Origin of the sequence: Chamaesiphon sp. VAR_69_metabat_338, from assembly GCF_031423935.1 — a bacterium.
In the GTDB taxonomy this organism is placed as follows: Bacteria; Cyanobacteriota; Cyanobacteriia; order Cyanobacteriales; family Chamaesiphonaceae; genus Chamaesiphon.
In genome coordinates, this window is record NZ_JANPGM010000147.1 from 1 (window position 1) to 11,074 (window position 11,074).

The 11,074-nt window shown below is 48.9% G+C and carries 9 protein-coding genes; 7 read left to right on the forward strand and 2 right to left on the reverse strand.

Annotation, left to right across the window (positions count from 1 at the left end):
- The coding region (locus RMO84_RS04320) for a hypothetical protein (RefSeq protein WP_310487249.1) at positions 1-764 on the reverse strand (764 nt) is incomplete at its 3' end.
- A 25-nt stretch (positions 765-789) separates the two neighbouring features.
- Here RMO84_RS04320 and RMO84_RS04325 point away from each other — a divergent pair.
- Positions 790-1,683 carry a DMT family transporter gene (locus RMO84_RS04325; RefSeq protein ID WP_310487250.1) on the forward strand — a complete coding sequence of 298 codons (894 nt, stop codon included), beginning with the start codon at positions 790-792 and terminating at the stop codon, positions 1,681-1,683.
- A gap of 29 nt (positions 1,684-1,712) precedes the next feature.
- Here RMO84_RS04325 and RMO84_RS04330 read toward each other — a convergent pair whose 3' ends face one another.
- On the reverse strand, positions 1,713-3,236 hold the full coding sequence (locus RMO84_RS04330) for an ATP-dependent DNA helicase (RefSeq protein ID WP_310487251.1): 1,524 nt from the start codon (positions 3,234-3,236) through the stop codon (positions 1,713-1,715).
- A gap of 306 nt (positions 3,237-3,542) precedes the next feature.
- On the opposite strand from RMO84_RS04330, the gene mgtE reads away from it, so the two are divergent.
- From mgtE to RMO84_RS04360, 6 genes are all read left to right on the forward strand, one after another.
- Positions 3,543-4,892 carry a magnesium transporter gene (gene mgtE / locus RMO84_RS04335; protein ID WP_310487252.1) on the forward strand — a complete coding sequence of 450 codons (1,350 nt, stop codon included), beginning with the start codon at positions 3,543-3,545 and terminating at the stop codon, positions 4,890-4,892.
- A gap of 78 nt (positions 4,893-4,970) precedes the next feature.
- Positions 4,971-5,195: a DUF2281 domain-containing protein gene (locus RMO84_RS04340; RefSeq protein WP_310487253.1), complete on the forward strand. Its 225-nt coding sequence runs from the start codon at positions 4,971-4,973 to the stop codon at positions 5,193-5,195.
- Positions 5,195-5,581, forward strand: coding sequence for a type II toxin-antitoxin system VapC family toxin (locus RMO84_RS04345; RefSeq protein WP_310487254.1), 387 nt, complete (start codon positions 5,195-5,197; stop codon positions 5,579-5,581). The genes RMO84_RS04340 and RMO84_RS04345 overlap by 1 nt, the downstream gene beginning before the upstream one ends.
- A gap of 115 nt (positions 5,582-5,696) precedes the next feature.
- A complete protein-coding gene (locus RMO84_RS04350) occupies positions 5,697-6,701 on the forward strand; it encodes an aspartate carbamoyltransferase catalytic subunit (RefSeq protein ID WP_310487255.1) in 1,005 nt (334 codons plus the stop codon).
- A 71-nt stretch (positions 6,702-6,772) separates the two neighbouring features.
- Entirely contained in the window at positions 6,773-6,946 is a 174-nt protein-coding gene (locus RMO84_RS04355) for a hypothetical protein (RefSeq protein ID WP_310487256.1), read from the forward strand.
- 24 nt (positions 6,947-6,970) lie between these two features.
- On the forward strand, positions 6,971-11,074 hold a 4,104-nt coding region (locus RMO84_RS04360), incomplete at its 3' end, for a DEAD/DEAH box helicase (protein ID WP_310487257.1).

Here is an 11,074-nt window from a genome sequence, read left to right on the forward strand (position 1 = left end):
ACGCGCAGGCAACGACACCAATGTACCAAATCGAGATTGAATTTGCGAGCGAGCTGGTGGAGGAGATCGATCGATTCTTCATTTGGGGGAATGTTGGCATCTTGCCCGATCGCAATTACTTGGACTTTGCCCTTGGGGGCGATACCGTAAATAGCGAAGTCATCATTGAGTGTCAATGAATAACCATCGGCGAGGGGAGATCGCGAGCCATCAAATGCGATCCCTGGAGATTTAGCAGACACTTTTAATAGGCTGGCAAGATGGGTGAGGGCGAGATGATTGGCGATCGGGATTTCGGGTTTTTTGCGGATGTGTATTTCTTTCCAACCGATACCAGCTTGGGTATTGTCCCGCACGCGCTGAATTTTGGCAATTTCCTTATCGACTTTGTCAGCGAGTCGATCGGATATCAATTCAAATTGTCGCCAATCATCTTCTGCTAGCGTTAATTCGCTCCCAGACAGCGATCGATCGGTTAGCTTTGGTACTACCGCACAGATCGATGGCAAACTGTAGAGAAGATCGCGAGGATTAGCTGTTTCTACGGGACTCAGCCACAAGATTAGTTGCTTGGATTTTGTGTATTGGGCGCGAGTTTTGGGGCGAGCATTTAGGACATGCCAATCTATGCCGCTGAGATTGATGGTGGTATCTTTTTCAAATGCATCTGGGAGATTGTTAGCGGCTATTTGGGTAACACCCAACGACTCATCAGTATTATCATCAATGAATGTGACTTCGATATTTAAGCTGAATGATGTCATAATTTGCCAATCGATCGAGGGTGGAATGAATACGGAGCCACAGTCACAGCAAGAGTTAACAAGTTTTGGCTACGGATTTTTAGGCATACTAATTTTTAGTCTCACTTTACCAGCAACCCGGATAGCTATTTCGGGATTCGATCCGGTTTTTGTTGGCTTGGGTCGCGCGATCGTGGCCGCAGGACTATCATTAATTTTACTGGCGATTACTCGTCAAAGGATTCCGCCAGGAAGATTCTTCCCCAATTTTGCGATCGTGGCTGGGGGCGTTGTCATTGGGTTTCCATTGCTGTCGGCGATCGCCATGCGAGACGCACCAGCTTCGCACGGCGCAGTGATTACGGGGCTACTGCCGCTAGCGACAGCAATGTGTGGTGTCTGGAGAGCTGGGGAACGTCCTTCACTCCAGTTTTGGATTTTTGCCAGCTTGGGTAGCGCGTTGGTAATTTGCTTTGCATTGTTATCTGGCGGCGGCTCGATGCGATGGGCGGATCTGGCCATGCTTGGTGCCGTTGGGGCGGCAGCTCTAGGCTATGCTGAGGGTGCGGTGCTAGCGCGCACATTTGGATCGTGGCAAGTTATCTGTTGGGCATTGCTGTTGTCAACACCGCTGCTACTGCCGATCGTCTGGCAACACGCACCAGCTAATTTTTTGGCAGTCGCACCCCAGCCGCTGCTCGGTTTTCTCTATGTAAGCGTGTTTAGCATGTTCCTGGGCTTTTTCGCCTGGTATCGGGGGCTAGCTTTGGGAGGGATCGCTCGCATCGGCCAACTTCAGCTCATTCAGCCATTTTTTACGATCTTTTTCTCGGTTGTATTAGTCGGCGAACGGGTGACGATCGACACAGTGGGTTTTGCAGTGGCAGTAATGGGCTGTGTCATCTTGGGAAAACGCACCCAAATTACGGCTAAATCTTAACTAGTCGATCGGTCACAATTGCCGATCGATTAAGCAGAGTCGAGCCAACTGAGATCGTGGTAATTAATGCGGTTGAAGGGACTGAGTGAAGTTAATACTTGTTGTCCGTAAATACGGCGATCGATCCGATTATCAAAGATAGCGACAATTCCTTGAGAAGATCGCGTGGGTGCGATCGCGCGATGCAAAATTCTCAAGCCAGTGGGTAATAAATACAGTCGAAACCAATCTTGGCGTTGTTGTTTGTAAAAACTAACTTTGGCGGCAACTAACGGATCTTCGAGTGATGGAATCGGTAAAGTTGCCACGATCGTCAATTCTGGTGTCGGTAGATCGTCTTGATGTTGTTGCCAAAAGTCCCAGCCACAAACGAGGATATTTGACTCATCTAGGTCGGTGCGATCGACTTGGACTCTGCGACCCCATTCCGCAGCCAGAATGGCGGCTATTTGGGCTTTAAGGGGGGTATCCTGAATCAGAATTACGACAAATTTTGGCCGACCATTGGTCAGCTGTAATAAGTGTTTGATTTCATCGACTAAAACGGGCTGAAATTTACTAGTATTGGGCATCGGCATCCAGCGCGGGATGTATAGTCTAAACTTGTCGGTGCGGCGATCGAGTGGGAATTTAACTGAGGTCATTTCACCTAGACCTAATTCTTGCCGATAACCGATCGCTTTAGCGGTAAGATCGACGGCACTGGTAATTAATATTGATGCTTGACGTTGCCAGATTGGGGCGAGGGTGGCAACGAGATCGATCGGTGTAATTGCTAAGGAAAATGTGCCATTTGTGCGATCGATTTGCGCCCAGACTAAGCGATCGCTCGGCTGCGAAAATTCCTGGTAAAATTGCTGCCAATTAGGGGAAATTTGTGGCTCGATTAGTTTACCTAAAGACTCGACGAGCGAGCGATCTTCAGGTTCGAGCACGTAACAATTATAAGGATTGGGCGGACGCTGCCATAAAGCCGCGAGTAATTGAATTTTAATCTCTAGAACGCGCTCCCAATTAGTTGCTGTTTGAGTCGATCGCCATGTATCCCAATCGTGACTATCGAGCCGCACTGTTAGTAATTCCCGCGCCCAATCTTCGAGATCCTCAGCACCATCGACGATCGTCGGGATGCCGCTGGCGACGTGGGGACGATCGAACTGCAGCCGCAACCACGATCGCGGATCGATGAACCACAAACCTGTAAATCCCGCTCGGGGTGGCTCATCGCCGCAATGCACGGGTTTGGTAGTGCCCAGCCACTGCTGGAGTTGTGGCAATTCAGTCGCGACGAGCTGGGCTTGAAATCGGGTGGGAATGGCGACGATCGTCGCATCCTGCCAGAGGAGGGCGGGAATCAGATAACTGATTCGATATTTGCCGGTTTGGCGGTGGGTAGCGATGCCAGTTTGAATCAGTGCCGATGTGGACGAGCGGATGGCACGGGCGACGAGGCGAGACATCGTCAGGTGATGGTTCCAACCCGCGATCGCGGGTTGATGTCGCAACAGATCGCGCAGGATAATGTGAGTAGTAACTTCGAGCGGTTGGGACATGAGTCGGTGGCGCAGTTGGTTGGATGTGGGAGTCGCGCCGAGTATAGATTCTTTTGATGATTGTAAGCTGTTTATTTAGCGATCGGCAGCAGCTCCGCTGGGGATCTGTGTGATTCTCTCATTTTTAAGATTGCGATCTAGCCGCATCCAACGCTACGATAGAAATGTCGATCTTAAATTTTCATTAAAAATATCGGCACTAAGTTTCTATGTACGTTATGGACTCTAGTCCATCTGCGATTAATTAACAACCTTCTTTAAATCTGACGAGCTAGTCTCCCCAGAAAGAGGGGGCTAGGAGGTTTTATGCTGAGTCGCGAAGGTTCGATCGAATTGTCCGAAATCACTGACTTGAATCAACTCAAGTCAGAACTAAATCATCTACCAGCAGTAGATGTCGGTGACTATATTAGCGAGTTGCCTGGAGATCGACGGGCGATCGCCTTTCGCTTACTGTCTAAGGGGTGCGCGATTGCGGTATTTGAGTATCTGCCGACGGAAATCCAGGAAGAGTTAATCGACGCCCTCCACGATACGCAAGTTTGCCAACTGATCGAAGCGATGCGTCCCGACGATCGGGTAGCCCTGTTTGACGAGCTACCAGCAGGCGTTGTCAAACGTCTATTACCCCAACTCAGTTCCGAAGAACGCACCGCGACAGCGACGATTATCGGCTATCCCGAAGGGACGGCGGGACGGGTGATGACAACGGAATACGTGCGACTGCAACAAGGTTTGACAGTCGGCGAAGCTTTGGCCAAGATCAAACGCAGCGATCGCGATAAGGAGACGGTTTATTATGCCTATGTCACCGACGATCGCCGGAAGCTACTGCAAGTAGTTTCCCTACGCCAATTGGTGTTCACCCTGCCCGATACGCCGATTACTGATATTGCCAGCGATCGGGTGATCAAAGCCTATACCGAAACCTCCCAAGAAGATGTCGCTAGGCAAATGCAGCGGTATGACTTGATTGCCGTGCCAGTAGTCGATCGCGAGGATCGCTTGGTGGGGATTATCACGATCGATGATGTCGTCGATATCTTGCAAGAGGAAGCCACCGAAGACATCCAAAAACTGGCGGGGGTCGCCAGTGGTGAAGATTCTTCCCTATCTTCACCGTGGAGCAAGTTACAAAATCGCCTCCCCTGGTTGCTAGGGATTATGGCACTATATATCGGTGCTTCTAGTTCGATCGCGCCGTTCCAAGATACGATCGCCAAAATCCCCGTTCTCGCCGTGATTATGCCGCTATTTTCCAATACTGGCGGTGCAGTCGGTACTCAAGCTCTAACTGTCACCATTCGCTCCCTCGGTGTCGGTGAAGTCACCGCTGCCGATACTCTTAAAATCCTTAGTAAAGAGTTACTGGCAGGGCTAGGCACGGCAGTTGGACTAGGTTTGACCATGATTCTCCTGGCCTTAATTTGGACGCCACCAGACGAACGCTGGGTGGCATTGGTGGCAGGTGCGGTGATGGCCGCAAATTCGGTAATTGCCGTAACATTGGGAACCTTACTACCAATCGGATTCAAACACATCAATGTCGATCCAGCCCTGATTAGTGGGCCATTAGTCACGACATTACTAGACACGATCGGGTTTATTCTATTTCTCTCCTTAATTACCCTTTCCGTCAATGTCTGGCACCTGTAAAGATTAGGGGTCAGATGCCGCGACCGATCGCCTATGTTGATGTCCGACTATAATACCTGTAGAATTGAGGGCTAGATAATGAGTCTGTTGTTAGAAAAAATTTTGGCAGATGTCCAGCAGCTAGATCCAGCCGAGCGGTTAGAAGTCATCGCTCGCGTCGTTGCTGGGTTACAACAACAACAACTAGCGCAATCTCCCAAACCTAAATTGACTCGCAAAGATTTGTTTGGCTGTATGCGGGGACAAGTTATGATGGCAGAGGATTTTAACGATCCTTTGAGTGATTTTGCCGACTATATGTAATGAAGTTACTGTTAGATACACATGTTTTGATTTGGTTGGTAGAGGGCAGTAACAGCTTGAGTCAACCAGCACAACAGGCAATTGAAGATGATGGCAATAGCTTACATCTGAGTATTGCTAGTTTATGGGAAATGACTATTAAAATGACTTTGGGTAAGCTTCAGCTAGGAATGCCAATTGAGCTAATAGTAGAGTCTTATCTCATACCAACTGGTATTGAAATTTTACCAATTCACCTCAATCATTTGCTAGTTTTACGGGATCTACCCTTACATCATCGAGATCCCTTCGACCGACTGCTGATTTCCCAAGCACAATCTGAAAGATTGACGTTAATATCGGGGGATCGAGTGTTTGGCAATTATCCAGTCCAAATTCTCTGGTAGTTCGCGAGTAACTATTAACTAGCAACTCATGACTGAGATAATGTTGTTTGCAAAAAAAGATTAAACAGTCATTCTTATCCCTATCTCCTACTCCCTAACCTCTACACCCTAAAACATGACCTGGACGCGCCGACATATTCTATCCTTGGCAGATTTTACCCCAGCGGAGTATGATATCGTCCTTCAGACTGCCAATAGCTTCCAGGGAGTATTAGCGCGCGGAGCGGTGAAGAAAGTGCCTACGCTGCAAGGACGCGTGGTTGCCAACCTCTTTTTCGAGTCTTCGACACGCACCCGCAGCAGTTTTGAATTAGCCGCCAAACGCCTGTCTGCCGACACGCTCAACTTTGCGGCAGCGACTTCCTCGCTCACCAAAGGCGAAACCATTCTCGATACTGCCAAAACTTACCTGGCGATGGGTGCAGACTTAATGGTAATCCGCCACAAACAAGCGGGAGTGCCCCACGCCATCGCTGCCGAAATGGACGCTATGGGGATGAAAGTAGGGATTCTTAATGCTGGCGACGGACAGCACGAGCATCCTTCCCAAGCATTACTAGATCTACTGACAATTTGTGCGACGATCGATCCCGTCGATCCGCGATTAGAATTACTGAAAGACAAGAAAATTGCGATCGTCGGGGATATTTTACATTCGCGGGTGGCGCGATCGAATATCTGGAGTCTGACTGCTAGCGGTGCCCAAGTCCATCTTGCCGCACCGCCGACGCTACTTCCGGCGGAATTTGCCGACTACTGTCGGGAGCCGAGAGCTGGGATCGACACCTCTAATTTGTGCGTACATTGGCAAGTCGAACCCGCGCTTAAAGATGCTGATTTTGTGATGACATTACGCCTCCAGCAAGAGCGGATGACAGACCATTTGTTACCCAGTTTGCGCGAGTATCATCAACACTATGGCATTACGCGCGATCGTCTAAAATTATGCCATCCCGATGTCAAAATTCTCCATCCAGGGCCGACTAATCGCGGTGTCGAAATCACTTCGGATTTGATGGACGATCTGAGTTTGAGTTTAATTTCGGAGCAGGTAAATAATGGGGTGGCGATTCGGATGGCTTTACTTTATTTGATGGGTAATACTAAAGATACTAATTAACCCAAGTTGCTACCTATAACCCCAGCGGTTAGAAACCGCCGTATCTGCAAGGCAGACGCTCCGCGAACAGAATGCAAAGTCCGCCTACGCGGACTAATAAACTAGTTTTAGCTTTACGCTACGATATTCTTACATATCAAATAGGAGTGCTATGGTCGATCGCTAAGTTTCAAGATTTTTTTCAATTACTGCGATCGATGATAATGGTATCTATCATCTCGATCGACAATATTAAGCTAGCCTAAATCATCGCCTGGAGACGGAAAGCCATGATAACTGAAAATTATTTAAAAATCGAGAAACAACGCGAGCGATTGGTAGCGATCTACAAGACTTTGGTAGAAATCGATCTGGCGATCGTTCAATTATTTTCAGTTATTTATACACCAATTACCCGCACGCTCTATTTAGATTGTCTGGATGGCACGGGCTTGTGGGGTGGCAAGATTTTGACAGCAGCAATGCTCAAACCTTATCTCGATCGATTAATTGCTAGCGAGCTGCTAATTCCTCAGCCAAAAAATACGATTAAGATCGCTCCCTTAATCGCTGAAATTGCCACTCGCGATGCAGTGGTAGCCGGTAAACTGGAAATCATGGTGCAAGTGGTCGCCGAAAAATTACCGATTACGACATATCGCATGGGTAATATGCGCCAGTTCGAGAATCGCAGCGAATTTATTCGGGAAGTCCGATTGGGACTTTATCAAAATAATTTAGCTTTTATCAAAGAACAATTTGAAGATTATTACAATGGCTACTTTCGGTCTTCAGATCCGATTTCACCAGAGTTCCTCTGGAATCAAATCTGTAATAATCCCTTTGAGCCAGATTGGTTCGCGACTCTAAATCCCGACTTGGCAGCGACGATTTGGATCGATGTTCTCGATTACTCGCTAGCGCATTTGATCCCTGCAGATCGTGCTTTTGCCACTCTGAAAAATGTAGCGGCGAACCTTACCCAATCCCTAACTCCAGAGCTGCAACTCGAACTCGTCGAGCAGCTATTTTTACGAGGTAAATTAGCAACAGGAAAGCAAATTCTCGATACTTTCCCAGCCACATGGCGAGAAAAAAATGCCGATCTGTGGGGATGGTGTTACTTTTTGCAAGGTGAAGATCGACTAGCGATCGCTGCATATGAAAAATCACTCAAAGCATATAAGAAAGAGCATGGCAAACGGAAAATTTACCTGCATACTGCCAGCGGTTTATTTTATATTCTCGCATTACTCAGACAGGGTGAAGGTGCGGATTTGCGATCGGCACTAGAGCATGTCAAAGTTGCAATTGCAGATCGATCGTGGCTGAGTTCGACTTATAGCGTATTAGAAAATGTTATCGAGCTGCAACTGGGACAATTGCATCGACGCGACATGATTCTCCGCGCTATCCCGCTCAAAACTCACCATAGTATCGAAATTCTGATGCGCGCACTGTGCATTTACTGGGTAGAGAAAAGTGCCTCCGATGAGCTACTTACCAACATCCTCGAAGAATATTATGCCCAGGCAGATGCGTCTGGCTATCGCTGGTTGGCAATGGAAGCAGCGGGAATCTTATCTCATCTCAATCCCACTGAAAAATTCCAAAGTTTTTATCAAAAACAAACTAGCACCTATCAAAAAGAGATCGGCATCGCCAGCATTGTCAACTTAATTCAACTCAAAGAGCCGTGGGAAATCTCGCTCAACGCGCTAACAAATCTCGATCGCAAAGCCACGACAACTACCGTCGAACGCGACAGTAATAGCCAACGGCTGGCGTGGATGATAACGATGTATGGCAGTAGCAGTTGGATGCTGCAACCGCGCGAACAAGCAATTAATGCCAAAGGTGAATGGGGCAAAGGGCGGAACATTGCCCTTAAGCGATTGCGAGATACCAGCGAGTTTAATTATTTCACGCCGCAAGATCTTCAAGTCTGTAGACACTTGAAAAGTTATAATTCTAGCAGTTGGGGCGGCACGGAATATAAATTTGACGATCGAGCTATCCTCTCGCTGATCGGACATCCGTTAGTATTTTGGGAAAGTAATTCGACGACGCGGATCGAAATAGTTAAAGGCGAACCCGAACTGACGATTAAAGCGATTAAGGGGGATAAGATCGTCCTGGAAATGGTGCCGCAACCCCAAATCGGGCAACCTGTAATGGTTGTCAAAGAGAGTCCCTCGCGCCTCAAAGCGATCGAAATTAACGACAGTCATCGCCAGATTAGCGAAATCTTGGGTGTGAAAAATCGACTGGAAGTGCCAGCAATTGCCAAAGAGCGCGTCCTCACAGCCATCAGTTCGATTTCCCAACTCGTCACCATCCATTCCGATATCGGCGGCGGCGCGGAGAATATCGAAGAAGTCCCCAGCGATCCGCAACCCCACATTCAATTATTCCCGATCGGCACTGGCTTAAAACTCACTATCCTCGCGCAACCATTTGCCCCCGCAGGCCCTTATTACAGCCCCGGCACGGGGGGTGAAACCGTAATTGCGGAAATTGATGGCAAACGGCTGCAAACCAAGCGCGATTTGGCAGCAGAGAGCCGTCTAGCAGAGGCGATTATTAGTGCTTGTCCGAAGTTGGTAGAAACACCCGAACTCGATGGCGAATGGTCGATCGAAGATCCGGAAACCTGCCTGGAATTGCTACTAGAATTGCAAGCTCTCGCCGATGTGGCGACGATCGAATGGCCGGAAGGCGAAAAAATGCGCGTGAGCAAGCAAGCGGGTTTGAGCGACTTTAAACTGCGAATTAACCGTGAAAATGATTGGTTTGCCACTAGCGGGGAAGTCAAAGTTAGTGACGAAGAAGTGCTGGAACTGCAACAGTTACTCGCATTACTCGATCGAACTCCCAGTCGATTTATCCCCCTCGGCGACGGGCAATTTCTCGCGCTGACTCAAGAGTTTCGCCAACGCCTGGATGAATTGCGGCTGGTTTCTAGCAGAGCTGGCAAAAAAGGGCTGGGAATGCACCCCCTCGCCGCGTTGACGATGGAAGACTGGATCGACGATGTGGGCAAAGTCGAGACAGATAAATATTGGAAATCCCACATCCAGAAATTACGCGAGGTGGAAAGTCTCGAACCCGAGCTACCCTCTACCCTGCAAGCAGAATTGCGCGATTATCAACTAGAAGGCTTCCGCTGGTTGGCACGACTCGCCCATTGGGGCGTCGGTGCGTGCTTGGCTGACGATATGGGTTTGGGGAAAACTCTCCAATCCCTGGCAGTAATTCTCACTCGCGCGCCCAAAGGTGCAACGCTGGTAATTGCCCCGACATCAGTCTGTATGAATTGGCTCAGTGAAGCCCAAAAATTTGCACCCACCCTCAATCCAATTCAATTTGGGAGTGGAGATAGACAACAAGCTCTAGATGAATTAAAACCGCTAGATTTAGTCGTGTGCAGTTACGGCTTATTGCAACAAGAAGATGTCGCCGAAATGCTCGCCAAAATCGAGTGGGAAACGATCGTGCTTGACGAAGCCCAATCGATCAAAAACTTTGCCACCAAGCGATCGCAAGCCGCAATGAACTTGCAAGGTAAATTTAAAATTGTGGCGACAGGTACGCCCATTGAAAATCACCTCGGCGAACTCTGGAATCTCTTCCGGTTTATCAACCCTGGCTTACTCGGCTCCCTCGATGATTTTAACCTCCGCTTTGCCAACGCGATCGAACGTTCCGGCGACACACCAGCAGACAAACTTCGCCAACGCAACACCCGCCTCCAACTCAAAAAACTGATCCAACCCTTCATTCTCCGCCGCCTCAAACGCGACGTCCTCACCGAACTCCCCTCTCGTACCGAGATTACCCTCCAAGTCGAACTCTCGTCTGCTGAGATGGCATTCTACGAAGCTCTACGCCAACAAGCGATCGCCAAACTCACCGACAGCGACGCACCCCCAGGACAAAAACACCTCCAAGTCCTCGCCGAAATCATGAAACTGCGCCGCGCTTGTTGCAATCCGCAGCTAGTCACCGCTGGTGTCCCGATTCCCAGTGCCAAACTCCAACTCTTCGGCGAAGTCCTCACCGAACTCCTGGAAAACAAACATAAAGCCCTCGTCTTCAGTCAATTCGTCGATCATTTACACATTTTACAAGCATACTTAGAAAGTCAAAAAATTGCCTATCAATATCTCGATGGCAGCACCCCCGCACGCGATCGCAAATCCCGCGTCGATGCCTTTCAAGCAGGGCAAGGCGACGTCTTTCTCATCAGCCTCAAAGCCGGAGGTACGGGACTCAATCTCACCGCCGCCGACTACGTAATTCACATGGATCCCTGGTGGAATCCCGCCGTCGAAGATCAGGCATCCGATCGCACCCACCGGATCGGGCAACAGCGTCCGGTAACTATTTATCGA

What these genes read in the sequence shown, in the direction of transcription:
- RMO84_RS04325 (WP_310487250.1), top strand. Translation starts at nt 790, where the DNA reads ATGAATACGGAGCCACAGTCACAGCAAGAGTTAACAAGTTTTGGCTAC.
- RMO84_RS04330 (WP_310487251.1), bottom strand. Translation starts at nt 3,236, where the DNA reads ATGTCCCAACCGCTCGAAGTTACTACTCACATTATCCTGCGCGATCTG.
- mgtE (WP_310487252.1), top strand. Translation starts at nt 3,543, where the DNA reads ATGCTGAGTCGCGAAGGTTCGATCGAATTGTCCGAAATCACTGACTTG.
- RMO84_RS04340 (WP_310487253.1), top strand. Translation starts at nt 4,971, where the DNA reads ATGAGTCTGTTGTTAGAAAAAATTTTGGCAGATGTCCAGCAGCTAGAT.
- RMO84_RS04345 (WP_310487254.1), top strand. Translation starts at nt 5,195, where the DNA reads ATGAAGTTACTGTTAGATACACATGTTTTGATTTGGTTGGTAGAGGGC.
- RMO84_RS04350 (WP_310487255.1), top strand. Translation starts at nt 5,697, where the DNA reads ATGACCTGGACGCGCCGACATATTCTATCCTTGGCAGATTTTACCCCA.
- RMO84_RS04355 (WP_310487256.1), top strand. Translation starts at nt 6,773, where the DNA reads ATGCAAAGTCCGCCTACGCGGACTAATAAACTAGTTTTAGCTTTACGC.